24 protein-coding genes are annotated in these 24,907 nt (G+C 72.3%); 10 read left to right on the top strand and 14 right to left on the bottom strand.

Annotated features, from left to right (window positions below; all coding sequences use genetic code 11):
- Window positions 1-3: 3 nt before the first annotated feature.
- A complete protein-coding gene (gene nucS / locus ABZ862_RS26825) occupies window positions 4-675 on the bottom strand; it encodes an endonuclease NucS (protein ID WP_360962938.1) in 672 nt (223 codons plus the stop codon).
- Window positions 676-924: 249 nt separating this feature from the next.
- On the opposite strand from nucS, the gene ABZ862_RS26820 reads away from it, so the two are divergent.
- The gene (locus tag ABZ862_RS26820; protein ID WP_360962935.1) at window positions 925-1,317 is read left to right on the top strand and encodes an SCO5389 family protein; all 393 of its coding nucleotides are present in this window, start codon (window positions 925-927) and stop codon (window positions 1,315-1,317) included.
- A 148-nt stretch (window positions 1,318-1,465) separates the two neighbouring features.
- Here ABZ862_RS26820 and ABZ862_RS26815 read toward each other — a convergent pair whose 3' ends face one another.
- A complete protein-coding gene (locus tag ABZ862_RS26815) occupies window positions 1,466-2,494 on the bottom strand; it encodes an LLM class flavin-dependent oxidoreductase (RefSeq protein ID WP_360962932.1) in 1,029 nt (342 codons plus the stop codon).
- 225 nt (window positions 2,495-2,719) lie between these two features.
- On the opposite strand from ABZ862_RS26815, the gene ABZ862_RS26810 reads away from it, so the two are divergent.
- A complete protein-coding gene (locus ABZ862_RS26810) occupies window positions 2,720-3,058 on the top strand; it encodes an ATP/GTP-binding protein (RefSeq protein ID WP_360962929.1) in 339 nt (112 codons plus the stop codon).
- Window positions 3,059-3,105: 47 nt separating this feature from the next.
- Here the strand turns inward: ABZ862_RS26810 and ABZ862_RS26805 are convergent, their stop codons facing one another.
- The 7 genes from ABZ862_RS26805 to mce all read right to left on the bottom strand — a co-directional run bounded on the left by ABZ862_RS26805 (window position 3,106) and on the right by mce (window position 13,204).
- Window positions 3,106-3,993: an ABC transporter permease gene (locus tag ABZ862_RS26805; RefSeq protein ID WP_360962926.1), complete on the bottom strand. Its 888-nt coding sequence runs from the start codon at window positions 3,991-3,993 to the stop codon at window positions 3,106-3,108.
- Window positions 3,990-5,291 carry an ABC transporter ATP-binding protein gene (locus ABZ862_RS26800; protein WP_360962923.1) on the bottom strand — a complete coding sequence of 434 codons (1,302 nt, stop codon included), beginning with the start codon at window positions 5,289-5,291 and terminating at the stop codon, window positions 3,990-3,992. The genes ABZ862_RS26805 and ABZ862_RS26800 overlap by 4 nt, the downstream gene beginning before the upstream one ends.
- Window positions 5,292-5,499: 208 nt before the next feature.
- Window positions 5,500-6,270, bottom strand: a complete 771-nt coding sequence (locus ABZ862_RS26795) for an ABC transporter permease (RefSeq protein ID WP_360962921.1) — start codon at window positions 6,268-6,270, stop codon at window positions 5,500-5,502.
- A gap of 3 nt (window positions 6,271-6,273) precedes the next feature.
- A complete protein-coding gene (locus ABZ862_RS26790; RefSeq protein WP_360962918.1) occupies window positions 6,274-7,287 on the bottom strand; it encodes an ABC transporter ATP-binding protein in 1,014 nt (337 codons plus the stop codon).
- Between the two features lie 201 nt (window positions 7,288-7,488).
- The gene (locus ABZ862_RS26785) at window positions 7,489-8,427 is read right to left on the bottom strand and encodes a cellulose-binding protein (RefSeq protein WP_360962915.1); all 939 of its coding nucleotides are present in this window, start codon (window positions 8,425-8,427) and stop codon (window positions 7,489-7,491) included.
- 256 nt (window positions 8,428-8,683) lie between these two features.
- Entirely contained in the window at window positions 8,684-12,526 is a 3,843-nt protein-coding gene (gene scy, locus ABZ862_RS26780) for a polarized growth protein Scy (RefSeq protein ID WP_360962912.1), read from the bottom strand.
- 237 nt (window positions 12,527-12,763) lie between these two features.
- Window positions 12,764-13,204, bottom strand: coding sequence for a methylmalonyl-CoA epimerase (gene mce / locus ABZ862_RS26775; protein ID WP_360962909.1), 441 nt, complete (start codon window positions 13,202-13,204; stop codon window positions 12,764-12,766).
- 146 nt (window positions 13,205-13,350) lie between these two features.
- Here mce and ABZ862_RS26770 point away from each other — a divergent pair, with 146 nt between their 5' ends.
- Together ABZ862_RS26770 and meaB are read left to right on the top strand one after the other, a co-directional pair.
- The gene (locus ABZ862_RS26770; RefSeq protein WP_360962907.1) at window positions 13,351-14,562 is read left to right on the top strand and encodes an acetyl-CoA C-acetyltransferase; all 1,212 of its coding nucleotides are present in this window, start codon (window positions 13,351-13,353) and stop codon (window positions 14,560-14,562) included.
- Window positions 14,563-14,644: 82 nt separating this feature from the next.
- Window positions 14,645-15,601 carry a methylmalonyl Co-A mutase-associated GTPase MeaB gene (gene meaB / locus ABZ862_RS26765; protein WP_360963249.1) on the top strand — a complete coding sequence of 319 codons (957 nt, stop codon included), beginning with the start codon at window positions 14,645-14,647 and terminating at the stop codon, window positions 15,599-15,601.
- A 238-nt stretch (window positions 15,602-15,839) separates the two neighbouring features.
- Here the strand turns inward: meaB and ABZ862_RS26760 are convergent, their stop codons facing one another.
- From ABZ862_RS26760 to ABZ862_RS26745, 4 genes are all read right to left on the bottom strand, one after another.
- Window positions 15,840-16,316 (bottom strand): MarR family transcriptional regulator, encoded by a 477-nt coding sequence (locus ABZ862_RS26760; RefSeq protein ID WP_360962904.1) that lies wholly within the window; start codon window positions 16,314-16,316, stop codon window positions 15,840-15,842.
- A 93-nt stretch (window positions 16,317-16,409) separates the two neighbouring features.
- Entirely contained in the window at window positions 16,410-17,165 is a 756-nt protein-coding gene (locus ABZ862_RS26755; protein WP_360963246.1) for an AIM24 family protein, read from the bottom strand.
- Window positions 17,166-17,209: 44 nt separating this feature from the next.
- The gene (locus ABZ862_RS26750; protein WP_360962901.1) at window positions 17,210-17,860 is read right to left on the bottom strand and encodes an AIM24 family protein; all 651 of its coding nucleotides are present in this window, start codon (window positions 17,858-17,860) and stop codon (window positions 17,210-17,212) included.
- Complete coding sequence (locus tag ABZ862_RS26745) at window positions 17,860-18,492, bottom strand: AIM24 family protein (protein ID WP_360963243.1); 633 nt, start codon at window positions 18,490-18,492, stop codon at window positions 17,860-17,862. Before ABZ862_RS26745 ends, ABZ862_RS26750 begins: the two co-directional genes overlap by 1 nt.
- Window positions 18,493-18,697: 205 nt before the next feature.
- On the opposite strand from ABZ862_RS26745, the gene ABZ862_RS26740 reads away from it, so the two are divergent.
- A complete protein-coding gene (locus ABZ862_RS26740; RefSeq protein ID WP_360962898.1) occupies window positions 18,698-19,042 on the top strand; it encodes a DUF3817 domain-containing protein in 345 nt (114 codons plus the stop codon).
- Complete coding sequence (locus tag ABZ862_RS26735; RefSeq protein WP_360962895.1) at window positions 19,039-19,332, top strand: MTH1187 family thiamine-binding protein; 294 nt, start codon at window positions 19,039-19,041, stop codon at window positions 19,330-19,332. The genes ABZ862_RS26740 and ABZ862_RS26735 overlap by 4 nt, the downstream gene beginning before the upstream one ends.
- A gap of 203 nt (window positions 19,333-19,535) precedes the next feature.
- Here the strand turns inward: ABZ862_RS26735 and ABZ862_RS26730 are convergent, their stop codons facing one another.
- Window positions 19,536-20,516 (bottom strand): DUF5937 family protein, encoded by a 981-nt coding sequence (locus ABZ862_RS26730; protein WP_360962893.1) that lies wholly within the window; start codon window positions 20,514-20,516, stop codon window positions 19,536-19,538.
- A gap of 140 nt (window positions 20,517-20,656) precedes the next feature.
- Here ABZ862_RS26730 and ABZ862_RS26725 point away from each other — a divergent pair, with 140 nt between their 5' ends.
- The 4 genes from ABZ862_RS26725 (at window position 20,657) to ABZ862_RS26710 (ending at window position 24,742) form a co-directional block, all read left to right on the top strand.
- Window positions 20,657-21,976 carry an MFS transporter gene (locus ABZ862_RS26725; protein ID WP_360962890.1) on the top strand — a complete coding sequence of 440 codons (1,320 nt, stop codon included), beginning with the start codon at window positions 20,657-20,659 and terminating at the stop codon, window positions 21,974-21,976.
- Between the two features lie 11 nt (window positions 21,977-21,987).
- Window positions 21,988-22,512, top strand: a complete 525-nt coding sequence (locus ABZ862_RS26720) for a MarR family transcriptional regulator (protein ID WP_360962887.1) — start codon at window positions 21,988-21,990, stop codon at window positions 22,510-22,512.
- Between the two features lie 45 nt (window positions 22,513-22,557).
- Window positions 22,558-22,896, top strand: a complete 339-nt coding sequence (locus ABZ862_RS26715) for a DUF3817 domain-containing protein (RefSeq protein WP_360962885.1) — start codon at window positions 22,558-22,560, stop codon at window positions 22,894-22,896.
- A 145-nt stretch (window positions 22,897-23,041) separates the two neighbouring features.
- Complete coding sequence (locus ABZ862_RS26710; protein ID WP_360962882.1) at window positions 23,042-24,742, top strand: methylmalonyl-CoA mutase family protein; 1,701 nt, start codon at window positions 23,042-23,044, stop codon at window positions 24,740-24,742.
- Window positions 24,743-24,907 lie beyond the last annotated feature (165 nt).

Here is a 24,907-nt window from a genome sequence, read left to right as displayed (position 1 = left end):
CGGTCAGAACAGGCGGAGTTTGTCGTCCTCGATGCCCCGCAGGGCGTCGTAGTCCATCAGATGGCAGGTGATGCCCCGGTCGGTGGCGAGGACCCGCGCCTGGGGCTTGATCTCCTGGGCCGCGAACACCCCCCGGACCGGGGCGAGATGCGGGTCGCGGTTCAGCAGGTCCAGGTACCGGGTGAGCTGCTCCACCCCGTCGATCTCACCGCGCCGCTTGATCTCCACCGCCACCGTCCCGCCGGAGGCGTCGCGGCACAAGATGTCGACCGGGCCGATGGCCGTCATGTACTCGCGGCGGATGAGCGTGTAGCCCGCGCCGAGCGTGTCGATGCGGTCGGCGAGCAGTTCCTGGAGGTGCGCTTCCACGCCGTCCTTGATCAGGCCGGGATCGACGCCGAGTTCGTGCGAGGAGTCGTGGAGGATCTCCTCCATCGTGATGATCAGCTTCTCGCCCGCCTTGTTGACGACGGTCCACACACCGTCCTCGTCGCCCGAGCCCTCCTTCAGCGTGCAGGGCGGCGACATCCAGTTCAGGGGCTTGTAGGCCCGGTCGTCCGCGTGGACCGAGACGCTGCCGTCGGCCTTCACCAGGATCAGACGGGGTGCCGTGGGGAGATGGGCGGTGAGCCGGCCGGCGTAGTCGACGGAGCACCGGGCAATGACGAGACGCATGGTGCGCAACGCTACTCGACCCGCCGGGCCCGGCGCGATTCGCCCGGGAAAACCCGTGTTCCCCCGTGGCCGATTAAGGGCTCAAAGGGGGCGCCCCGTGTCCGGGTTCTGCTGGTGCGGTCACCGTCCGCTGCCTACGGTAGGGAACGGGAGGTCGCGGCGCGTGTACGCACCGTGGCCGATATCGCCGACTCCCCGTGACCAGTGTCCGGCAACCCCCGCACCCGCGGGGGTGCGAGAGGAGAACCCATGTCGCTCGACGTCTCACCGGCCCTACTCGAACAGGCCGAGCGAGGCGAGGTCGACGAAGCGGAATTCGTCGACTGCGTCCGGACCTCCCTGCCCTACGCATGGGAGATGATCAGTTCCCTGGTGGCCCAGCTGAAGGTCGACGGCGGACCGTTCGCCGACAACCGGACGCCCCCGCCGGACGAGCACGCGCGCGGTCAGCTGCTGCGCGCGCTGGCGAGTGACGCGATACGCGGCGCGCTCCAACGGCATTTCGGTGTCCGGCTGGCGTTCCAGAACTGCCACCGGGTCGCCGTGTTCCCGGTGGGCACCTCGGTGGACCAGAACCTGGCCCGTTTCACCTCGGTGCGCAGCCAGGTGCTCAACCAGTCCCCGGAGTTCAGAGACTGCTGACGCGCGGCGGGCCGGACCGCTCGCGCGGCCGGCCCCGGCCTGCCGCTCCCCACGGGAGGCGCGCTCACCGTGGGGCGGCGGGTCACGTGCGGGGCAAGGGGAGTTGCCCCGCACGCCGCCGGGCCCGGCGCGGCTGCGGCCGCCGGGCTCAGCGCAGCTGCGGCAGCACCTCCGTACCGAGCCGGTGCACGTTCTCCTCGGTGGCCGTCAGATCGCCCGAGCCCTCGACGAGCAGCGCGAACCGCGTGACCCCGGTGCGCTCCGAGGTCGCCGCCAGCCGGTCGGCGCACAGCCGCGGCGGGCCCACCGGGTGCAGGCCGCACAGCAGTTCCGTGTAGGCCAGCGGATCACGCATCGAGCGCGGCCGGCCGTCCACGGTCATATGCGCCTCCAGCCCCTGTTTCAGCCATCCCGGCATGGCCTTCGTCAGGGTCTCCACCGCGTCCGTGCGCCGGTCGGCGATCTGGACGACACCGGCGGACACATGGCCCGCCGCGCGGATCCGGTCCGCCCCGTGCCCGGCCGCCCGCGCCTCCTCCCGCCACAGGGCGACCATCGCGGCCTTGTCCTCGTCCCCGATGTGCATCCCCAGCAGCATCGGCAGCCCGCGCCCGGCCGCGAGACGCACGCTCGCGGGCGAGGTGCAGGCGACCAGCACCTCGGGCCCGGAGGCGTCCGTCAGCGCCTCGGCGGGACGGGGCACCACCGGAACCTCACGGAACGCGAACCGTCCGCCCGACGCCGACACCGCCGGTTCGCGCAGCCAGCGCAGCAGCAGGTCCAGCGACTCCGGGAACCCCTCCTCGTAGGCCGCGAGGCCCGCGCCGAAGACCTCCAGATCGACCCACGGCCCGCCGCGGCCCACGCCCAGCGAGAACCGCCCGCCGCTCGTCAGGTGCAGCAGCGCGGCCTGCTCGCCGAGGGCGACCGGATGCACGGTGGGCAGCACGCTCACCGCCGTACCCACCCTGATGCGCCGGGTGCGCCCCAGCAGGGTCGCCGCCAGCGTGACGGCCGACGGGCAGACCCCGTACGGTACGAAGTGGTGCTCGGCCACCCACACCGAGTCGAGTCCGGCCTCCTCCGCGGCCTCCGCCGAACGCACCGCCCGGTGCAGCGCCTCCCCCTGGCCCTGGCCCGGGAACTGGGCCGCCAGTACGAAACTTCCCACGTGCATGCTGTGCTTTCCCGCTTCCTCGGCTCCGACACGGAGCTCCCCCACCCCGCATAACCGGGCGACACGTGCCGAGGACACGGCCTGGCGAAGAGATTTGCGGATTTTCCGGAGAACGGGGCGGCGCACAGGGTGACTTGTCATGATTGGCCGCCTACGCATACCCCTGTCCGTGCCGCGTAGGCTGGACAGGGTCCCCGTTCCCCGTACGCATCCGTGAGGTGTTCCGTGTCTCCGCGCCGCAACCGACCCAAGGACCCCAGGGCAGCCGCCGCGGACCGCGGCGCCGGCGACGACCGCTCGGACCGGTACGGCGGCTGGCAGTCCTCGGAGAACTGGCAGGGCGAGGACTGGAGTGTGCGGCACGTGGCGGGCGCCACCGCCGCGGGCAAGACGTACCGCTGCCCGGGCTGCGACCAGACGATCCCCTCCGGCGTCCCGCACGTGGTGGCCTGGCCCCAGCACGCGGGCGTGGACGACCGCAGGCACTGGCACAAGGCGTGCTGGAACGCGAAGGACCGCCGCACCACGCGGGTGCAGCGGTCCCGTAACGCGCCGAGGTTCTGACCCCGCCGCCGGTACGGCGTGCGGGCCGGACCCCGGTCCGCCGGCGCCTACACGTCCCGGCTCTCCAGCAGCGCCCACGCGCCGCCGAACGCCAGGGCCGTCACGCCGATCATGATCCACAGCGGGTCCCAGCCGCTCGGGCCGCCGCTGTCGCTGAGCGAGGTGGAGTAGAACACCGCGAGCTGGTTGGGGATCGAGTACTCGAAGAGGGCGGTGCGCACCTTCTCCAGCGAGGACGAGAACATGAACAGCGCGATCACCAGCGGGGCGAGCACCGCGCCGATCATGATGGTGATGGCGCCCGCCGAGTGCCGCACGATCGAGCCCATGAGCAGGGACAGCAGCCCGAGCAGCGCGATGTAGAGGCTGACGCCGACCGTGCCCTTGAACCACTCCGCGGTCGTCGGCGCGTGCGCCGCGTCCACCAGACCGACCTGGACGACGGCCACGAAGGACACCGCCGCCAGGGTCACCACGAAGGCCACCGTGAAGAACACGATCGACTTGGCGGCCAGCACCCGCACCCGGGAGGGACACGCGGTGGCGGTCGTGCGGATCATGCCCGTGCCGTACTCGGAGGCGGTGGTCAGCACGCCGAGCGTCATGACGCACATGCTGCCGAGGAGCAGCCCGAAGAAGCCGAGGGACAGCGCGGTCCCGTCGCTGTAGTCCGACTCGCCGGACGTGGCGTCGGCGACGATGACACCGGCCAGCAGGCCGATGCCGACCACCAGGACCACGAACACGCCCAGGGTCCACAGGGTCGAGCGCACCGACCTGATCTTCGTCCACTCCGAGGCGAGGGCGTGTCCGAGATGGGTGCGCACGATCGGGATGGGCGAGGTGTAGGTCGGGTACGGGGCGCCGGGGGCCTGCTGCCACGCGGGCGGCGCGGCCTGCGCGGCCTGCGGCATCGGGGGCTGGGGGGTGGTCATCGGGCGTCCTCGGGCTTGGTGAGGTCGGTGGCGGGCCGGCCGGCGGCGGATGCCTCGGCGGGAGCGGGCGTGCCCGCGGGCGGCTGGGCCGGGGTCTGCTGCGGCTGTGCCGGGGAAGGCGGTGCGGCGGGGGCCGCGGGTGCGGCCGGGGCGGCGTACGGGTTCGGGGTGCCGCCGCCCGCGCCGCCCGGCGGCGGGCCGTAGGGAGCGCCGTAGGGACCCGGCTGCCCCGGTGGCGGGCCGCCCGCCGGCATCGCGAAGGGGTGGCCGCCCTGTCCGGGCGGCGGCGGGGCGTACCAGCCGGGCTGGCCCTGCCCCGGCACCGGGGCGGGCGGCTGGAAGCCGGGCGGCAGCGGCTGCATGAGCCCCGCCTTCTGGTCGGCGGTGGAGCGGTAGTCGACGGCGCCCTGCGTCATCCGCATGTACGCCTCCTCCAGCGACGCCTGGTGCGGCGACAGCTCCCACAGCCGTACGCCGGTGTCGTGCGCGAGGTCGCTGATGCGCGGCAGCGGCAGCCCCATGACGCGCAGCGCGCCGTCCTGCTCGGGCAGCACCTGGCCGCCCGCCTCGGTGAGCGCGGACGTCAGCTTCTCGCGCAGCTGCGGCTCGGTGTCCGGGGTGCGCACCCGCGCGAAACCGGCGGAGTTGGCGGCGATGAAGTCCTGCACGCTCATGTCGGCGAGCAGCTGCCCGCGCCCGATCACGATGAGGTGGTCGGCGGTCAGCGCCATCTCGCTCATCAGATGGGAGGAGACGAAGACGGTACGGCCCTCCGCCGCGAGCGCCTTCATCAGGTTGCGCACCCACAGGATGCCCTCGGGGTCGAGGCCGTTGACGGGCTCGTCGAAGAGCAGGACCTGCGGGTCGCCGAGCAGCGCCGCGGCGATGCCCAGGCGCTGGCCCATGCCGAGGGAGAAGCCCTTGGAACGCCGCCGCGCCACGTCCTGGAGGCCGACCACGCCGAGCACCTCGTCGACCCGGCGGGGCGGGATGCCGGACAGCTGGGCCAGGCACAGCAGATGGCTGCGGGCGTGCCGGCCGCCGTGCACGGCCTTGGCGTCGAGCAGGGCGCCGACCTGGCGGGGGGCGTTCGGCAGCTTGCGGTACGGGTAGCCGCCGATGGTCACCTGACCCGCGCTGGGGTTGTCCAGGCCCAGGATCATCCGCATGGTGGTCGACTTGCCGGAGCCGTTGGGGCCCAGGAAGCCGGTCACCGCGCCGGGGCGCACCTGGAAGGAAAGGTTGTACACAGCGGTCTTGTCGCCGTAGCGCTTGGTCAGGCCGACTGCCTCGATCATGCTCCGCACCCATCGAGAGGTTCAGGACAGCGGGGCACATGCCCCCCGTAAGGGTTAGGAGCTTATCGATGCGCTGACGGTTCCGCTCAAGGGGAGGTAAAAACACCAGGTGTGGCGAACGTCGCCCGGTCCGTCCCGGTTCGCTCCCGGTCCGTCCCGGTTCGCCCTCGGTCCGTCCCGCTTCACCCTCCCCGGCGCCGGACAGGCGCTAGGCGTCCCGGCGTTTCAGCAGCAGGTAGCCGCCGGCGAGCGCCGCGATCACCCACAGTGCCATGATCCCGAGCCCGCCCCAGGGCCCGTACGGCGTGTCGTCGCCGATCGGGGTGACCACCCGCATGATGCGGCTGCCCGCCTGGTCGGGCAGATAGCGGCCGACCTTCTTCGTGGCGTCGACGTTGCCGAGGATGTTGGAGATCAGGAAGAAGAACGGCATCAGGATGCCGAGGGACAGCATCGGCGAGCGCAGCATCGCGGCGACGCCCATCGAGAAGACGGCGATGAGGGCCATGTAGAGGCCGCCGCCGAGGACCGCGCGCAGCACGCCCGGGTCGCCGATCCCGGCGCGGTGCGGGCCGAGCACCGCCTGGCCGAGGAAGAACGCCGCGAAGCCGGTGACCAGGCCGACCGCCAGGGCGAGGACGGCCGCCACCGCGATCTTGCCGAACAGGAAGGTGCCGCGCTGCGGAACGGCCGCGAGGGAGGTACGGATCATGCCGGTGCTGTACTCGTTGGACACCACCAGCACCCCGAAGACGATCATCGCGAGCTGGCCGAGGCTCATCCCGGCGAAGCTGATGTAGGTCGGGTCGAAGGAGAGCCGGTCACGCGGGCTGAGCTGGTCGAACTGGCTGCGGGACAGCGCCGAGACGAGCATGCCGAGGGCGATGGAGACCACCACGGCCAGCGACAGCGTCCACACCGTGGAGGCGACGGAACGGATCTTCGTCCATTCGGACCGGATGACCTGCGAGGCCGCCACGTCTCAGCTCTCCTTCTTCCAGCCGGCGCCCCACTGCTGCCGGGCCGGAGCCACTCCGCCGCCGTCGGCGCCCGCGCTGTCCATGCCGGCGCCCGCGCTGTCGATCCCGGTGCCGGTGTGCGCGTGGTACTCCACCGACTCCGCCGTCAGCTGCATGAACGCCTCCTCCAGGGACGCCTGGCGGGGACTCAGTTCGTGCAGCACCAGCTGGTGCCGGGCGGCCAGTCCGCCGAGTTCCGCGGCCCGGGGCCCGTCGACCTCCAGGGCCTCACCGCCCGCCTCGACGACGGTGATCCCCGCCTCGTGCAGCACGTCGAGCATCCGTTCGCGCTGCGGGGTGCGGATACGGACGTACGAGCGGGAGTTGCGCTCGATGAAGTCCGCCATGGAGGTGTCGGCGAGCAGTCTGCCCTGCCCGATGACGACGAGGTGGTCCGCGGTCAGGGCCATCTCGCTCATCAGGTGGGAGGAGACGAAGACGGTACGGCCCTGCGCGGCGAGGGACTTCATCAGGTTGCGGATCCAGTGGATGCCCTCGGGGTCGAGGCCGTTGACGGGCTCGTCGAACATCAGGATCCGCGGATCGCCCAGCAGCGCGCCCGCGATGCCGAGCCGCTGGCCCATGCCGAGCGAGAACCCCTTGGCCTTCTTCCGGGCGACCGCGGTGAGCCCGACGGTGTCCAGCACCTCGGCCACCCGGGCGCGCGGGATGCCGTTGCTCTGGGCGAGGCACAGCAGGTGGTTGTAGGCGCTGCGTCCGCCGTGCACGGACTGCGCGTCGAGGAGGGCGCCGATGTACGTCAGCGGGTCCTTGAGCCGGTCGTAGTGCGTGCCGTCGATCCGGACGTCGCCGGCGGTGGGGCGGTCGAGACCGAGGATCATCCGCATGGTGGTGGACTTGCCCGCGCCGTTGGGGCCGAGGAAGCCGGTGACGAGGCCGGGGCGGACGGTGAAGGTGAGGTCGTCGACCGCGACCTTCTCCCCGTACCGCTTGGTCAGGCCCGCCAGCTCGATCATGCGGTCACGCTAGGCCGCGGGGGCGGTCCCCGCAAGGTGGCGTGGGGTTCGGTGCCCGGGTGCGAGGGAGGGAGAGCCAGAGGGTGTTCCGCCCCCGCCGCCCCTTCCCGTCCCGTCACGGGGGCTCTGCCCCCGTACCCCCGCTCCTCAAACGCCGGAGGGGCTGGATGTGCCCGTCCGGCGTTCGAGAGAGGAGGTGCGTCAGCGGGACTGCTGGGCCGGGACTCCGCGGGAGATCGGCTCGTCGTCCGTGGCCGGGCTGCTCGCGGCGGCCACCGCGGCGCCGGTCAGCGTGGCGAGCATCTCGCGGACGTTCGTCAGCTGCGCGTTGATGCTGTCGCGGCGGTTGGTGAGGGCGGCCAGCTCGCGCTCGGACTCCGAGCGGATCCGGTCGGCCTTGGCGTTCGCGTCGGCCACGATGTCCTCGGCCTGGCGCTGGGCCGTCTCGACCGTCTGACGGGCCCGGCGCTCGGCGTCGGTGCGCAGCTTCTCCGCCTCCAGACGGAGCTGCTCGGCGCGGTGCTCGATCTCCGCCAGGCGCTTCTCGGCCTTCTGCTGACGCGAGGCCAGGTCGCGCTCGGACTGCTCGCGGCGCTTGGCGAGGTTCGTCTCGAAGTCCGCGGCGGCCTGCGCGGCCTTGGCGCGGGTCTCCTCGAAGAGGGCGTCGGCCTCCTCGCGCTTGGACTGCGCGTCCTTCTGCGCGTCGGTACGCAGCTGCGACGCGTCGCTCTTGGCCTTCTCGACGATCCGGACGCCCTCGTCCTCGGCCTTGGCCTTGCGTTCCGCGGCGAAGGACTCCGCGTCGTTGCGGACCTGCTGGGCGGCCGACTCCGCGAGCTCGCGGTGCTGCTCGGCGGCGCGGCGGGCCTCCTCGCGCAGATCCTTGGCCTCTTCCTCTGCGAGACGCAGGATCTTCTCGACACGCGCGCCGAGGCCTGCGTACGACGGCTCGGCGTCGGTGATCGCGGCCTGGGCGTTCTGCGTCTCGAGGTGCAGCTCCTCGATGCGCTTTTCCAGAGCGGTGATGCGGGCCAGAGCACTGTCACGGTCGGAGACGAGCTTCGAGATCCGTTCGTCCACCTGAGCGCGGTCGTACCCACGCCGCACTAGCTCGAAGCCGTAGGGGGAAGTGTCGCTCATGGGGTTCCTGTCGAATGAGACCGGTGAGGTGATAGGTGGAATCCTAGGGGCCAAAACGGTGTGTCATCGAGCGGATGCGCGTTTGATCTGGAGAATGACACCCCTTTTGAGTGGCTGAACCCGGGTTGACTCGTTAAACGATCACCGAAATGCCCCGAAAGGGGCACGAAGCGACCGATGTGAGCAGCGGTGGTCGGCGGACAAAGTGCCGCCCAACCGCAACCCGGCCCGGCGGACCGGTCACCCGTCAGCCCCGTTACCCGTCCGACCCCTTGCCCCCGGCCCGCGGACCGCCGATCGTGGCGCCCGCCTTCACACCCGTGCCGCCGCCCGGCGCCTCGAACGACTCCAGGGCCTCCAGGACGTCCTGCACCCGGGAGATCTCCGCGTTGATGTCCTCGCGGCGGCGCACCAGGATCTCCAGCTCGCGCTTGCCCTCCTCGACCGTGGCCTTCGCCTCGCGGATCGCCTCGGCCTTCAGGTCCTCGGCCTCCTTCACGAGCCGCGCCTTCTTCAGCTCGGCCTCCTTGAGCAGGCCCTCCGCCTTCTTCACGGCGGCGATACGGACCTTGCCCGCCTCGGAGTTGGCCTCGGAGACGATCTCCTTCGCCTTCGCCTGCGCCCTGGCGTGCTGCTCCTCCGCCGACTTGATGAGCGCGTCGCAGCGGTCGCCGGTGGACTTCATGGTCTCCGCGGCCTCACGGCGGGCCCGCTCGTGCAGCGTCTCGATCTCGCTCGTGACGCGGTCGCGCAGTTCCTCCGCCCGCTCCCTTATGGCCGTGGCGTCCCGGCGCGCACCGACGAGCAGCTCGTCCGCGTCCGTACGGGCCTTCTCCACCAGCGAGTTGCCCTCGATCGTCGCCTCGGCGACCAGCCGGTCGGCCTCGGTGCGGGCCGCGCCCACCATCGAGTCGGCCCGCTCCTCCGCCTCCGCGGTCGTCTTGTGCGCCTGCTGCTGCGCCTCCGACAGCAGCTTGTCCACCTCGGCGGCGGTCTCCGTGATCAGCGTGTCGACCTGCTCGGCCGCCTCGGAACGCCGCTTGTTGGCGTCCTTGCGCGCCTCGTCCAGCGTGCGCTCCGCCTCGGTGCGCGCCGACGTCAGCATCCGGTCCGCCGCCGCCTCCGCGTCGGCCTTGAGCTGCCGCGCGTCGTGCCGGGCCCGGTCGGCGTGCAGCTGGGCGGCGCCCACCGTCTCGGCGGCCTCGGCCCGCAGCCGCTCCGCGTCCCCGGCGGCGTCCTCGACGAGCCGTTCCGCCGCGGCGACCGACTCCGAGCGGACCCGCTCGGCCTCCCGCTCGGTCTCCGTCTGGAGCCGCTCCGCCTCGTTGCGCGCCTCGGTGATCAGCGTGTCGGCCTGCGTCGCCGCGTCCGACCGCATCCGGTTGGCGTCCTCGCGGGCGTCGGCCCGGGTGCGGTCCGCGTCGTGGTCGGCCTGCGCGATGGTGTCCGAGGCCTCGGTGCGCGCCCGCTGGGCGTGCTCCGCCGCGTCCGAACGCAGCCGCTCCGACTCGGTCATCGCCTCGGTGACCGTGCGCTCGGCGAGCGCCTTCGCCGCCTCCGACTCCTCGCGCGCCTCACGGCGTACCCGGTTGGCGTCCTCGGTGGCGCGCTCCCGCTCCGCGTAGGCGTCCGCGCGGACCCGGTCCGACTCCTCCTCGGCCTCCCGCTTCGTCCGCTCCGCCGCGTGCTCGGCCGCCGACCGCAGACCCTGGATCTCGTCCTGCGCCTGCTCGTGCAGCCCGGCGACCGACTCCCGCACCTGCTGGGCGTGCTGCTCGGCCGCGGACACCATCTCCGTGGCCCGCCGGTCGGCCTCCTCGACCAGCCTGGTCGCCTCGGCCTGCGCCTCCTCGACCCGGTTGCGGGCGGAGGCCAGCAGTTCCTCGCTCTGCTCGCGGGCCCGCTCACGCTCCTGGTCCGCGTCGGCCCGCGCGGTGCCCAGCAGCTCCTCGGCCTCACGACGGCGCCGTACGGCCTCCTCCTGCGCGGCGGCCAGCGTCTCCGACGCCTCGGTGGCGAGCCGCTCGGCGGCGGCCTGCGCCTCGCTGCGGATCCGGTCCGCGGTGTCCTGCGCCTCCGCCTTCAGCCGCTCCGCCTCCGCGGCGGCCTCCGAGCGCAGCCGTACGGCGATGTTCTCGCCCTCCGCGCGGGACGCCGACGCGTCCGCCGCGGCCTCGTCACGCAGCCGCTCGGCCTCGTCCTGCGCCTGCTGGCGCAGCGTACGGATCCGCTCGGCGGCCTCGGAGCGCAGCCGCTCCGTCTCCTCACCGGCCTCGCGGCGGATCCGGGCGGACTCCTCATGGGCCTGGGACAGCGCCTGCTCGGCGCCGGTCAGCCGCTCCTCGGCCTCCGCCTTCAGCCGCTCCAGTTCCTCGGCGGCCTGCGCCTGCCGGTCCGCGACGGCCTGCTCGGTCTGCTCCCGCAGCTCCCGCGCGGCCTGCTCGGCGTCCGCCTCGATCGCCCCGGCCCGCTCGGTGGCCTCGGCCTGCTGCCGCTCGGCGTCCTTACGGGCGCGGTCCAGGGCCTCGTCGGCCTGCCGGCGCAGCGCCGTGGCCCGCTCGATGGCCTCGGTGCGGACCTTCTCGCTGTCCGCCGTGGCGGCCTGCCGCAGCTCGTCCGCGTCGGCCCTCGCCTTGGCCAGCAGCTCCTCGGCGGTCCTCGCCGCCTCCTCGATCTGCTGGACGGCCTCACGCCGTGCCTCGGCCCGGATGCGCTCGCCCTCGGCGACCGCGTCGGACCGCAGCTGCTCGGCCTCCCCGCGCAGCCGCCGCGCCTCCTCCTGGAGCTCGACGGTCTTGGCGCGGTACTCCTTGGTGTCGTCCTTCGCGGCGCCCTTGAGCTGCTCGGCGATGTCGTGCGCCTCGCCGCGCAGCCGGTCCGCCTCGGCCTCCGCCTCGGAACGGATCCGCTCCGCCTCCTCGGCGGCGCCCCGGATGGTCTGCCGGGCGTCCTCGGACGCCTTGTCCAGCACGTCCTCGGCGGTCTTCGCCGCCTTCGCCAGCTGGGAGGCCGACTCCTCCGCGGTGAGCGTGCGGGCCTTCTCGGACGCCTCCGCGACGATCCGCTCGGCCTCCGTACGGGCGTCCGCGACGACCTGCTCGGCCTCCGCCTTGGTGGTCTCGGCGTCCTTCGTGGCCTCCGTGACCAGCCGGGCGACCTGCTCCTTCGCCGTCCGGGTGCGCTGCTCGTTCGTCGACTCGGCGCTCGCCAGCGCCTTCGCCGCGGCCTCCTTCGCCTCGGCGAGCACCTTCTCCGCCTCGGCACGCGCCGCGCGCACCGACGTCTCCACCTCGGCCATCCGCAGCTCGGCGGCCCGGCTCACCTCGGCGGCCTCACGGCGCGCCGCCTCCGACTGGGTGACCGTGGAGCTGCGCAGCTGCTCGGCGTGGTCGGTGGCCTCCTGCGCCTGCGTGGAAGCCGCGTTCAGCAGCCGCTCGGCGTCCGTACGGGCCCGGCGCAGCAGCTGCTCCGCCTCGGCACGCGCCGCCTCCGCGTCGGCCTGCAACCGCTGGCGGGCCTCCAGCGCGACCCGCTCGGCCTCCGCGCGGGCCGCGGCCATGGCCTGCTCGGCCTCGGCACGCGCCTCGTCGACCAGCCGGCGCGCCTGCGACTCGCTGCGCGCCCGCACCTGCTCGGCCCACGCCACGTTCTCGTTGACGTGCGACTCGACGGTCTGCCGGCGCTCGGCCAGCTCCTGGTCCAGCTGCTGGCGGCGCGTCACCGCCTCCGCGTGCAGCTCGGCCTGCAACCGCGCCGCCTGCTCGGCGTGCTCCTGCAGGATGCGCTGCGTCTGCGCTCTGACCTGACTCAGCTCGCGCTCCGCGTCGGCGCGCAGCTGATCGGCCTGCAGCTGCGCGTTGCGCAGCATCTGCTCTGCCTGATAGCCGATGTCGCCGCCGTCGTAGGCGGGCCGGGACATGAGGGTGCGGCGCGCCTCGTGAAGCTTGGCGCGCAGCACCTCGACCTGGTAGCCGAGGTCCTCGGCGTGCTGGATCGCCTTTTCCCGCTCGGTCTTCAGCCGGTCCATCTCGGCCTCGAACCGAGAGAGACTGTCGACGTCAGCCGCCGGCTCTCGCTCCTGGCGTTCGTAGCCCCGCACTGCGCGGTCCCATCCGTCCCGTGGTCGCAAGCCTGTCCACACGAGCTCCGTCCATCCGCCGGACGGGGCCCCCGGGGAATGGTGTCAGATCATACGGCGGAGCACGGGCTGCTGCCCCGACGCTCGTCCCCCGAAACCCGGACCCCGGCCCGGTCCCGCCGTCGCAGACGACAGGACCCGGTCACCCTGGTGGGAGCGGCGACCGCCCCCAACCCTACCGGCCCATATGTACGAGGGTCAGTGCTCAGGTGACTCAACTGCCGCCGAAGTGACCAGTTCTGTCAGTACACCGTGGCAATCCTTGGGGTGCAGGAAGGTGATCCGCGACCCCATGGAGCCGCGTCGTGGCTCCTCGTACAGAACGCGTACCCCCTTGTCCCTGATGTCCGCGGCGTCCGTGTCCACGTCCGCCGTACCGAAAGCGATGTGATGAACGCCCTCTCCGTTCTTCGCCAGCCACTTCCCCACGGCGGAGTCCTCGCGGGTCGGTTCCAGCAGCTGGAGGTAGGAGGCGCCGCCGTCCGAGGTCCCGTTGATCCTCAGCATGGCCTCGCGCACGCCCTGCTCCTCGTTGACCTCGGAGTGGAACACTTCGAAGCCGTACGTGGCACGGTAGAACTCGACGGTCGCGTCGAGGTCGGAACAGGCGATCCCGATGTGGTCGATTCGCGTCAGCATGTAGTCAGTGCAGCGCTCCCCGGATGGTTACGCAACGTGCGCGCGATCACACCGACGGCCCGATGACGGGCACGGTACCGCTCAGTACATTCGGGTAAACCCTCGTTCACTCCTCAGCTTGTGCAGCTGAAAGGGGATCGCACCTCATGTCAGGAACGTCAGGAACGAACAGCGCCACCTCGGTGATCGTGGCGGGCGCACGCACGCCTATGGGACGGCTGCTGGGCTCCCTCAAGTCTTTCTCAGGCGCCGACCTGGGCGGTTTCGCGATCAAGGCGGCCCTGGACCGCGCGGGCATCGGCGGCGACCAGGTGCAGTACGTGATCATGGGCCAGGTGCTGCAGGCCGGGGCGGGGCAGATCCCGGCGCGCCAGGCGGCCGTCCGGGCGGGCATCCCGATGAACGTCCCGGCGCTCACCGTCAACAAGGTGTGCCTGTCCGGGCTCGACGCGATCGCGCTGGCCGACCAGCTGATCCGTGCGGGTGAGTTCGACATCGTCGTGGCGGGCGGCCAGGAGTCCATGACCAACGCCCCGCACCTGCTCCCGAAGTCCCGGGAGGGCTACAAGTACGGCGCCGTGGAACTCCTCGACGCCATGGCGTACGACGGCCTCACCGACGCCTTCGAGAACATCGCCATGGGCGAGTCCACGGAGAAGCACAACACCCGCCTGGGCATCGGGCGCGCCGAGCAGGACGAGATCGCCGCCCTCTCCCACCAGCGGGCCGCCGCCGCGCAGAAGAACGGCGTCTTCGAGGCCGAGATCACCCCGGTGGAGATCCCGCAGCGCAAGGGCGAGCCGGTCGTCTTCAGCCAGGACGAGGGCATCCGCGCCGAGACCACCGCGGAGTCCCTCGGCCGGCTGCGCCCGGCGTTCACCCGGGACGGCACGATCACCGCGGGCACGTCCTCGCAGATCTCCGACGGTGCCGCCGCGGTCGTCGTGATGAGCAGGGCCAAGGCGGAGGAGCTGGGCCTTCAGTGGCTCGCCGAGATCGGCGCCCACGGCAATGTGGCGGGCCCCGACAACTCGCTCCAGTCGCAGCCGTCCAACGCCATCCTGCACGCCCTGAAGAAGGAGGGGCTCGAGGTCTCCGACCTCGACCTCATCGAGATCAACGAGGCGTTCGCGGCGGTCGCGGTCCAGTCGATGAAGGACCTCGGCGTGTCCACGGACCAGGTCAACGTCAACGGCGGCGCCATCGCCCTGGGTCACCCGATCGGGATGTCCGGCGCCCGTCTGGTGCTGCATCTGGCGCTGGAGCTCAAGCGCCGGGGCGGCGGCGTCGGCGCGGCGGCCCTGTGCGGGGGCGGCGGTCAGGGCGACGCGCTGATCGTGCGGGTGCCGAAGGCCTGAGCCGGCGACGGGGACACCGCCCGTGCGGGGGCGGTCGCCCCTCCGCAGCCAGGAGTACCGGAACGGAGTGATCGGAGCTGTGATGCAGGACGTCCCCTCTCTGGTGGCCCAGGCCAGGGACGGCAGGCCGCGGGCCGTGGCCCGGCTGATCTCCTTGGTCGAGGGGGCGTCCCCGCAGCTCAGGGAGGTCATGGCGGCCCTCGCCCCGCTCACCGGCAACGCCTGTGTCGTCGGCCTCACCGGTTCGCCCGGCGTCGGCAAGTCCACGACGACGTCGGCGCTGGTGACGGCGTACCGGGAGCAGGGCAGGCGGGTCGGCGTGCTCGCCGTCGACCCGTCCTCGCCGTTCTCCGGGGGCGCCCTGCTCGGCGACCGGGTCCGGATGTCGGAGCACGCCTCCGACCCCGGTGTGTACATCCGCTCCATGGCCACCCGGGGCCACCTCGGCGGCCTCGCCTGGGCCGCGCCGCAGGCGATCCGGGTGCTGGACGCGGCGGGCTGCGACGTCATCCTGGTCGAGACGGTCGGCGTGGGCCAGTCGGAGGTGGAGATCGCCTCCCAGGCCGACACCAGCGTCGTCCTGCTGGCCCCCGGGATGGGCGACGGCATCCAGGCGGCCAAGGCGGGGATCCTGGAGATCGGTGACGTGTACGTCGTCAACAAGGCCGACCGGGACGGCGCCGACGCCACCGCGCGCGAACTCAACCACATGCTGGGCCTCGGCGAGGCCCGCGCGCCGGGCGACTGGCGCCCGCCCGTCGTGAGGACGGTCGCCTCCCGGGGCGAGGGCGTCGGGGAACTCGTGCAGGCCCTGGAGAAGCACCGCGCCTGGATGGCGGAGCAGGGCGTCCTCACGGCCCGCCGCCTGGCCCGCGCGGCCCACGAGGTGGAGACCATCGCCGTCACCGCCCTGCGCGCACGCATCGGCGACCTGCACGGCGACCGCCACCTGACCGCTCTCGCGGAACGCGTGGTGTCCGGCGAGACCGACCCGTACCGCGCGGCGGACGAACTGGTGGCGAGCCTGACGACCGCGTAGGGCCTGTCCGGCGGATCGACCGGGAGACGCGGGGGTCCGGCACGCCCGGACCGATGGGCGCCGCCCGTTCCCTCCGGCCTGACCGGCCGCACGGGCCATGGCGGCGGGCCGCGCCGGGGCCGGGAGCGTCCCGGCGTGCCGGCTGGGGCAGCAGAAACGTATCGGCAGGGGGGCCCGGTGGGGTTCCGCCTGCCGATACGGGGGGCCGGGGTTCAGTCGCCGGGGCCGGTCGCCGAGGTCACGGGCGGCCGCGCTGGCCGCGGAGGTGGTCCGCGATGGGCTTCAGGGCCTTGTCCAGCTCGACGAGCGCCTCGGGGGACAGCAGGTCGATGAAGTGGCGGCGCACCGACGCGACATGGTGCGGCGCGACCTTCCGCATCGTCTCCATGCCGTGCTCGGTGAGCACCGCGTACAGCCCGCGCCGGTCGGACTCGCAGTTCTCGCGGCGCACCAGGTCCGCGTTCTCCATGCGGGTGATCTGGTGCGAGAGCCGGCTCTTGGACTGGAGGGTGGCGGAGGCGAGGTCGCTCATCCGCATCCGTACGTCCTCGGACTCGGAGAGATTGACGAGGATCTCGTAGTCGTTGATCGTCAGGCCGAACGGCTGCAGATCCTTCTCGAGCTGATACGTCAACAGCCTGTTGACCTCGAGGTGGGTGCGCCAGGCGCACTGCTCGGCGTCGGTCAGCCAGCGCGTGGCCGTCTCGGTCTCCATGAATGAAGTCTACCTAAAAAGTTGAAAGATGAACTAGTGAGGGTGGTGTGACAGTGCGCACGCGTTCGATCGTCACACTCCGCAGATTACCGCTCACAGCCCGAAGCGCCGCTGGAGATCTCCCAGCTGTCCGGGAAGGCGCGGTGCCCCGGCCTGCGGTGCGTGACCCCCGGAAGGGGCCCCTCCGCCGGGCACTCCGGGCTGTGCCGGAGGGGTGCCGGTGGCCTGCTCGGCCATCAGGGTCTCGGTGGACTGGAGCAGTACGGTGCCCGCCCCGACGAACTCGAACTGGTGCTCCTCCCCGGAGGCCCCGCCGAGGCCCGTCATCGCACGTAGACCGCCCATGACACCCGTGAGGTACCCGTGGTCGTAGTGGTGGCAGGGGGAGGGGCAGTCGGCCCAGCCCACCAGTGCCTGCGGGTCCACCCGGATGGGCGGTTCCATGAACACCACCGGACCGTTCGACGCGGCCACGAACTTGCCGGTCCCGATCAGGGTCAGAAACCCCGGAACGATGGACTGCTTGAGTGACAGAGTTGGCTGAAAAGCGAGAAGGTTGCCCGAGCGAATGGTCAGATTGCCGTCGTCCAGGTCGTACGAGTTCACATCGAAGGCCCGGTCGGCGAGGAGCATCTTGCCCGAGCCCTCCGCCACCACCCAGTCGCTGGCGTGCAGTGGCGAATGGAACGACGTACGCACCAGACGGTCCAGCCGCCCGTGCCCGACGCCGTTGAAGTCGATCGACCCGTAGTAGGCAATCATCTTGCCCTTCTGAAGGAACCACTGCCCGCTCTTGAGCTCCACGCAGAAGGTGTACTTGTTGACGTTGTCGTCCACCGGCAGGGTCATCGGGTCGTGCACGACCGGGCCGCCGGCACCGGGGTAAGGGGCGTTCACAGCTTCTCCTCCGAGGCCTGGACGTACACCGTGCCGCTGCCGCTCAGCTCCAGCTGGAAGGCCTCGCCGGAGCCCCGGCCCACCATGTCCCGCCAGCCCAGCGCGGTCGACAGCTTGTTGCGGACGTCGCCGTGGTGGGCGACGTAGGCCTGCGGGTCGACGTGGACGGGGCGCTGCGGGGTGATCGGCAGCTCGAACACGCCCCCGTGCGCCATCACGGCGACCGCGCCGTGCCCCTGCAAGGTGGTGGTGAACAGGCCCTGCCCGGTCACCTGGCCGCGCACCATGCCCATGACCCCGCCCTGCGAGCCCATGAACATCGTGCCCTGCCGCAGCGTGCCCTCGAAGGCCAGCAGCCGGTCCGCCTCGACGTAGAGGGTGTCCCCGGCGAGCTCGATCACCTGGACGTGGTGGCCGCCGTGCCCGAAGAACACCGTGCCGCTGCCCTCCACGGTCATCAGCGGTGTCGCCTCGCCCGCGACCCGGCGCCCGATCATCGACATGATCCCGCCCTGGCCGCCCTGCATGTTCGGCGTGAACGACACCTCGCCCTTGTAGGCGAGCATCGCCCCGCGCTGGCTGAACAGCCGCTGACCGGGCATCACGGTCGCCTCGAGCATCTTGGAGTTGAGCTCACGGAACGCCATCAGAGATCCCCCGCGATCGTGTTCCGCTCACTGGGCTGGACGTAGACCAGGCCGTCGCCCTCGAAGCGGACCTGGAAGGCCTCGCCGCCGCCCTCGCCGAAGAAGGTGCGGAAGGTCACCCCGGACTGGAAGGACTGCCGCACGTTGCCCTGGTGCGCGATGTACGCGCCCGGGTCGACGGTCAGCGGGTACTGCGGACTCACCCGCAGCACCACCGCGGGGCCGTCCGAGGTGATCGCCGCCTGTCCGTGCCCCTCGACGGTCGTCGTGAACAGCCCGTTGCCCTGGGTCGCGCCGCGCAGTCCCGTGAAGGTCGTCCCGGTGCGCAGCCCGGCGTCCGTGACGAGCAGATTGCTCGCCTCCACGTACAGCGTGTCACCCCGGAGGGTGACGAGGTTGATCTCGGTGGCCCGGTCGGCGAACCAGCACGTCCCCTGCCCCCGCACCTCCATCACCGTCATCTGCTCGCCGGTGAGCCGCCGGGTCACCATCCCCCGGAGGCCCTCGCCGCCGCCGCTCATCTTCTTGAAGGCCATCTGCCCGTCGTACGCGACCATGGAGCCGTTCTTCGCCTTCACGGCGTCCCCGGTCACGTCGACGGCCAGCACCTTGCTGCCTTGAAGTCGGAACATCGCCACGGAGCGAAGATAACCGCAGGCAGCGCCCTCCGACAGGGGGTCACAGGGCCCCTGCCGACCCCGCGCCCGGCAGCGGGGGCGCCGTTTGCGAGAATGAGCGGGCCCTTGTGCCCGTGTTCACAAGCCGTGCGGACCCGCAGACCGCGCGACGCCGTGGACCGGCCGCGGGAACCGCCACGCCCCCGACCGAAGGTGATCCGTGGACCTCAAGACCGCCACCGCCCTCCGCCGTCTCCGCCTGGTCTCGGCCCCCGAGGCCGTCTCCTTCCTCCTCCTGCTGCTGTGCTCGGTACTCAAGCGGACCACGGACTTCAACGCCGTACCCGTCATGGGCTCCGTCCACGGCGTCCTGTTCATCCTGTACGTCGTCTTCTGGGCCGACGCCTGGAACCGCGCCAGGTGGAGCGCGGGCACGGCCGCCTTCTACTTCGTCCTCTCCGTGCTGCCCACCGGCGGTTTCTTCGCCGAGCGCAGGCTGCGCCGCGAGGCCGAGGACGCGGTCGTCGCCGCCCGCGCCCGCGAGGAAGGCGTGGTGCAGGCATGATCGTCGCCTTCTCCGTGACCCCGCTCGGGGTCGGCGAGGACGTCGGGGAGTACGTCGCCGACGCCGTACGGGTGGTCCGGGAGTCCGGGCTGCCGAACCGCACCGACGCCATGTTCACCTCGGTGGAGGGCGACTGGGACGAGGTGATGGACGTCGTCCGGCGTGCCGTCGCCGCCGTGGAGGCGCGGGCGCCCCGGGTGTCCCTCGTCCTCAAGGCGGACATCCGGCCCGGCGTGACGGACGGGCTCACCTCCAAGGTGGAGACGGTCGAGCGTCACCTCGCGCGGTAGCCGCCGGGCGTCGCCTCGCGGAGCAGCCGCCGGGCGTCACCCGGCGCGCCGGACGGCGGGTGTCATGTGGCGCGCCGGGGTCGGTGGGTCTCACCCCGCGCGCGGCAGCCGTCGGGCGTGGCTTCGTGCCGCAGCCGTCGGGCGTCGCTCCGCGCGGGGCGGTCGTCACGGGCAGGGCGGTCGTCATGGGCCGGGTGCCCGGATCACTCGCCCGACATCAGTGCGATCCCCAGCGGTGTCCGCTCGTACAGCACCCGGTGCCCGTAGCGCCGCGCCGTGAGGAGCCCCGCGTCGCGCAGCACCGTCAGATGCGCCGACACCGACGACGGCGCCAGCTCCAGACGGCGGGCGAGCTCCGTCGTGCCGGCCGGTTCCTCCAGCGCCGTCAGGACCGCCGCCCGGCCCCGCCCCAGCAGCCGTACCAGCGCGTCCGGGGTCCGGCCGTCCCGCTCGCCCCACAGCCCGCCGATCCCGCGCGCCGGATACACCAGCGTCGGCTGCCACGGCGGCTCGAAGGTGCTCACCACGTCCGGCCAGATGAACACGCTCGGCATCAGCACCAGGCCCCGCCCGTCCAGATGCCGCTCGTACTCGCCCCGGAACGCGACCGTCAGCGTCCCGGCCCGCCACTCGCAGCCCGGGGCGATCTCCGGCAGCAGACCGCCGAGACCCACCTGGGCCAGCCGGCGCGAGTGGAAGGCGATGTCCGCCTCCAGCAGGGCGAGCAGCCGGGGCCAGTCGGGTGCGACGAGCGTGTGCCACACCTCCTCCAGCGCGTCCGCCAGCTCACGCACCATCCGCTCCGGATCCGCCAGCCACGCCCGCCCGTGCGCGGACCCGGCGGCACCGGGCGTCGCCGCCAGCGACCGCGCCGTGTCCGCGCGGGCCGCCGCCGGGTCCGCCGCCCGGACCGCCGCGATCTCCTCCTCGAACGTCGCCGCGGGCCCCGCCGGAGGCGGCGAGAGCCACTCGGGGTTGTGACCCCGGCGCGGCATCAGCAGCCACAGCGGCGTGAGGTCCAGCGACGCCGCCGCGGCACGGGCGCGGCGCAGCCAGCGGGGGTGGTAGCCGTGCCGCTCCGGACGCTTGAGGGTCCGCACCACCTGCTGCGTCTCCCACAGCGGTGACACGGCGAAGCGACAGCGGAGGAAGTCCTCCTCACCGAAGTGCAGGAGTGAGGGCATGGGAGTGCTCCGTCGACGGGGCCGAGTCCGAGTCCAGGTCCGAGCCCGGGTCCAGGCCCGAGCCCGGCCCCGGACCCGGGAAGATTCGGCTGCTGCCGAAACTCTACGGCGCGGGGCACCCGTCCCGGCACGCTGCGGTCATGCCCGACCAGCCCGCCCGCGGCTACGCCCGTGTCTTCGCCGTCCGCGAGTTCCGCGCCGTCTTCGCCGCCCACACCCTGTCCATGCTCGGCGTCGTCGTCACCGAGATCGCCCTCTCCGTCCTCGTCTACGACCTCACCGGCTCCCCCCTGATGAGCGCCCTCGCCTTCGCGCTCGGCTTCCTGCCCTACCTGGCCGGCGGCACCCTCCTCGCCGGGCTCGCCGACCGCCTCCCCGCCCGCCGGGTGCTGGTCGGCTGCGACCTGGTGTGCGCGGCCTGCGTCGCCGGGATGGCCGCGCCCGGCGCCCCCCTCGCCGTCCTGCTCGCCCTGCGCTGCGCCATCGCCGTCGTCTCCCCGGTGTTCGCCGGGACCCGGATGGCCACCCTCGCGGACGTCCTCGGCGAGGGCGACCTCTTCGTCCTCGGCCGCTCCCTGCTGCGGATCGTCTCCCAGAGCGCCCTGCTCACCGGGTACGGCCTCGGCGGGCTGCTCCTCACCGTCCTCGCGCCCCGCCACGCCCTGCTGATCACCGTCGGCACCTTCCTCGCCTCCGCCGCCCTGCTGCGCCTCGGCACCCGCCGCCGCCCGGCCCGGACCCGGCGGAGCGGCGCGCTGCTCACCGGCTCGCTGCGCGGCGCCCGGCTGGTCCTGGCCGACCGCCGGGTGCGCGTCCTGCTGCTGCTCTTCTGGCTGCCGGCCCTGTTCGCCGTGGCCCCGGAGGCGCTCGCCGCGCCGTACGCCGACGATCTCGGCGCCGGGTCCACCGGACTCGGGCTGCTGATGTGCGCGCTGCCGCTCGGCACGATCGCCGGGGAGATCTGGGCGGGCGCCCGGCTGCGGCCGGCGGCGCGGGAACGGATCGCGCTGCCGCTGGTCTGCCTGACCCTGCTGCCGTACGCCGGGTACGTCCTGCGGCCCGGGCTCGGCGTGTCGCTGCTGCTCCTGCTGGTCTCCGGCGCGGGATCCGCGTACACGCTGGGCCTGGACCAGTGGTTCGTACGGACGGTGCCCGAGGAACTGCGCGGGCGGGCGATGACGCTGCTCACGGCCGGGCTGATGACCGTGCAGGGGACGGGCATGGCCCTGGCGGGCGTGGTGGCGGAGTTCGCCGGGGTGCGGGCCACCGTGGCGGGGGCCGGGGTGGTGGGGGCGGCGTGCTGTGCGCTGCTGGCGCGGGCCGCCCGGCGCAGCGGGGCGACGGCCGGGGCGGAGGGGACAACGGCGGTGGTGGCCGGCGCGGCCCGGCAGGGCGGCGCGGACGGACGGCGGGCGACCGAAGACCGAGACAGTGCTGACCGGAATGTGACCGGCGGGTAAGGTCTGATGACGTGCCGAAGCCCCTCAGTCTCCCGTTCGACCCCATCGCCCGCGCCGACGAGCTCTGGAAACAGCGCTGGGGAAACGTCCCGTCGATGGCCGCCATCACCTCGATCATGCGGGCGCAGCAGATCCTGCTCGGTGAGGTCGACGCGGTCGTCAAACCGTACGGGCTGACCTTCGCGCGCTACGAGGCACTCGTCCTGCTGAACTTCTCCAAGGCCGGCGAGCTGCCCATGTCGAAGATCGGCGAGCGGCTCATGGTGCACCCCACCTCCGTGACCAACACGGTGGACCGGCTGGTGAGGTCCGGTCTGGTCGACAAGCGGCCCAACCCCAACGACGGGCGCGGCACCCTCGCCTCCATCACCGACAAGGGCCGCGAGGTCGTGGAGGCCGCCACCGGCGACCTCATGGCGATGGACTTCGGGCTCGGCGTCTACGACGCGGAGGAGTGCGCGGAGATCTTCGCGCTGCTGCGCCCGCTGCGGGTCGCGGCGCGGGACTTCGACGACGACGCGCGCTCGGCCCCGTAGGGGGCGGTCGAAGATCTGCCCAAACCGGTGGTTACGCTCGTACGCATGAAACGCAGCGTGCTGACCCGCTACCGCGTCATGGCCTACACCACCGGTGTCCTGCTGGTCCTGCTCTGCCTGAGCATGATCGCCAAGTACGGCCTCGACGTCGACGGCGCCACCTCCTTCACCCGTGTCGTCGCCATCGCGCACGGCTGGCTCTACGTCGTCTACCTCGTCGTCGCCTTCGACCTCGGTTCCAAGGCGAAGTGGCCGGTCGCCAAGCAGCTGTGGGTCCTGCTCGCCGGGACCATCCCGACCGCCGCTTTTTTCGTGGAGCGGAAGATCAGCCATGAGCTGGAGGGCCGGGTCGAGGCTCCGGCGCCCGCGGTGGCCAAGGTCTGACCCGTCCGGCCGTCTGCCCCGTTCGGCTGTCCGGCTCGTCCGGCCGCTGCTTCCACCAGGGCGTTTCCAGGGTGTTCCCGGGGTGCTCCCGGGACGTCCTGGTTTCCCGTCGACATTTAGTTGGACGTCCTAGTAAATTTGCCGCATGGACGCTGACGACATCGCAGAGGGTCGCCGTCGCTGGCAGACCCGGTACGACGCCGCACGCAAGCGGGACGCGGACTTCTCGACGCTGTCCGGTGACCCCGTCGATCCCGTCTACGGGCCCCGGCCCGGGGACACCTACGCGGGCTTCGACCGGATCGGCTGGCCGGGGGAGTACCCCTTCACCCGGGGGCTCCATCCGACCGGCTACCGGGGGCGCACCTGGACGATCCGGCAGTTCGCCGGGTTCGGCAACGCCGAGCAGACCAACGAGCGCTACAAGATGATCCTCGCGGCGGGCGGCGGCGGGCTGTCCGTCGCGTTCGACATGCCCACGCTCATGGGCCGTGACTCCGACGACCCCCGCTCGCTGGGCGAGGTCGGCCACTGCGGGGTCGCGATCGACTCGGCCGCCGACATGGAGGTGCTGTTCCGGGACATCCCGCTGGGCGACGTCACCACCTCGATGACCATCAGCGGGCCCGCCGTCCCGGTGTTCTGCATGTACCTCGTCGCCGCCGAACGGCAGGGTGTCGACCCGGCGGTGCTCAACGGCACGCTGCAGACCGACATCTTCAAGGAGTACATCGCCCAGAAGGAGTGGCTCTTCGAGCCCGAGCCGCATCTGAGGCTGATCGGCGACCTGATGGAGTACTGCGCCGCCGGCATCCCCGACTACAAGCCGCTGTCGGTGTCCGGGTACCACATCCGGGAGGCCGGCTCGACGGCCGCTCAGGAACTGGCGTACACGCTGGCGGACGGCTTCGGATACGTCGAACTCGGCCTGTCGCGGGGGCTGGACGTCGACGTGTTCGCGCCGGGTCTCTCCTTCTTCTTCGACGCCCACGTCGATTTCTTCGAGGAGATCGCCAAGTTCCGCGCGGCGCGGCGCATCTGGGCGCGGTGGATGCGCGACGTGTACGGCGCGCGGAGCGAGAAGGCGCAGTGGCTGCGGTTCCACACGCAGACCGCGGGGGTGTCGCTGACGGCGCAGCAGCCGTACAACAACGTGGTGCGCACCGCGGTGGAGGCGCTGGCCGCCGTGCTGGGCGGCACCAACTCGCTGCACACCAACGCCCTCGACGAGACCCTCGCGCTGCCCTCCGAACAGGCCGCCGAGATCGCCCTGCGTACGCAGCAGGTGCTGATGGAGGAGACCGGGGTCGCCAACGTCGCGGATCCGCTGGGTGGTTCGTGGTACGTCGAGCAACTGACGGACCGGATCGAGGCGGAGGCCGAGGCGGTCTTCGAACAGATCAAGGAGCGGGGGCTGCTGGCGCATCCGGACGGGCGGCATCCGGTCGGGCCCGTCACGTCCGGGATCCTGCGGGGGATCGAGGACGGGTGGTTCACCGGGGAGATCGCGGAGTCCGCGTTCCGGTACCAGCAGGCGCTGGAGAAGGGGGAGAAGCGGGTGGTGGGCGTCAACGTCCACGAGGGGTCGGTGACGGGGGATCTGGAGATCCTGCGGGTCGGCCACGAGGTGGAGCGGGAGCAGGTGCGGACGCTGGGGGAGCGGCGGGCCCGGCGGGACGAGGGTGCTGTGCGGGAGGCGTTGGCGGGGATGGTCGCGGTGGTGCGGGACGGGGGAAACCTGATCGGGCCGATGCTGGCCGCTGCGCGGGCGGAGGCGACGCTGGGGGAGATCTGCGGGGTGCTGCGGGAGGAGTGGGGGGTGTACGTGGAGCCTCCGGGGTTCTGAGGACGGGGGGTGCCTGCGGCGCGGATTTCGCCCCCGCCGCCCCTTCCCGTCCCGTCACGGGGGCGCTGCCCCCGTACCCCCGCTCCTCAAACGCCGGAGGGGCTGGAAGTCAGCCTGTCCGGCGTTTGAGGACGAGGCCCGAAGGGCCGACAAGGGGGGTCTGGG

It is taken from the genome of Streptomyces sp. NPDC047000 (assembly GCF_040644295.1).
In the GTDB taxonomy this organism is placed as follows: Bacteria; Actinomycetota; Actinomycetes; order Streptomycetales; family Streptomycetaceae; genus Streptomyces.
Note: the sequence above shows the minus strand (reverse complement) of the source record. Positions and strands in the feature narration are given on the sequence as shown.

Coding starts and splice junctions, on each gene's coding strand:
- ABZ862_RS26755 (WP_360963246.1), bottom strand. CDS start 17,165: ATGACCCTGCCGGTGGACGACAACGTCAACAAGTACACCTTCTGCGTG.
- ABZ862_RS26710 (WP_360962882.1), top strand. CDS start 23,042: ATGGACGCTGACGACATCGCAGAGGGTCGCCGTCGCTGGCAGACCCGG.
- ABZ862_RS26770 (WP_360962907.1), top strand. CDS start 13,351: ATGTCAGGAACGTCAGGAACGAACAGCGCCACCTCGGTGATCGTGGCG.
- ABZ862_RS26715 (WP_360962885.1), top strand. CDS start 22,558: ATGAAACGCAGCGTGCTGACCCGCTACCGCGTCATGGCCTACACCACC.
- ABZ862_RS26725 (WP_360962890.1), top strand. CDS start 20,657: ATGCCCGACCAGCCCGCCCGCGGCTACGCCCGTGTCTTCGCCGTCCGC.
- ABZ862_RS26745 (WP_360963243.1), bottom strand. CDS start 18,492: ATGTTCCGACTTCAAGGCAGCAAGGTGCTGGCCGTCGACGTGACCGGG.
- ABZ862_RS26750 (WP_360962901.1), bottom strand. CDS start 17,860: ATGGCGTTCCGTGAGCTCAACTCCAAGATGCTCGAGGCGACCGTGATG.
- nucS (WP_360962938.1), bottom strand. CDS start 675: ATGCGTCTCGTCATTGCCCGGTGCTCCGTCGACTACGCCGGCCGGCTC.
- ABZ862_RS26735 (WP_360962895.1), top strand. CDS start 19,039: ATGATCGTCGCCTTCTCCGTGACCCCGCTCGGGGTCGGCGAGGACGTC.
- ABZ862_RS26800 (WP_360962923.1), bottom strand. CDS start 5,291: ATGATCGAGGCAGTCGGCCTGACCAAGCGCTACGGCGACAAGACCGCT.
- meaB (WP_360963249.1), top strand. CDS start 14,645: ATGCAGGACGTCCCCTCTCTGGTGGCCCAGGCCAGGGACGGCAGGCCG.
- ABZ862_RS26805 (WP_360962926.1), bottom strand. CDS start 3,993: ATGACCACCCCCCAGCCCCCGATGCCGCAGGCCGCGCAGGCCGCGCCG.
- ABZ862_RS26815 (WP_360962932.1), bottom strand. CDS start 2,494: ATGCACGTGGGAAGTTTCGTACTGGCGGCCCAGTTCCCGGGCCAGGGC.
- ABZ862_RS26730 (WP_360962893.1), bottom strand. CDS start 20,516: ATGCCCTCACTCCTGCACTTCGGTGAGGAGGACTTCCTCCGCTGTCGC.
- ABZ862_RS26760 (WP_360962904.1), bottom strand. CDS start 16,316: ATGGAGACCGAGACGGCCACGCGCTGGCTGACCGACGCCGAGCAGTGC.
- mce (WP_360962909.1), bottom strand. CDS start 13,204: ATGCTGACGCGAATCGACCACATCGGGATCGCCTGTTCCGACCTCGAC.
- ABZ862_RS26785 (WP_360962915.1), bottom strand. CDS start 8,427: ATGAGCGACACTTCCCCCTACGGCTTCGAGCTAGTGCGGCGTGGGTAC.
- ABZ862_RS26820 (WP_360962935.1), top strand. CDS start 925: ATGTCGCTCGACGTCTCACCGGCCCTACTCGAACAGGCCGAGCGAGGC.
- ABZ862_RS26790 (WP_360962918.1), bottom strand. CDS start 7,287: ATGATCGAGCTGGCGGGCCTGACCAAGCGGTACGGGGAGAAGGTCGCG.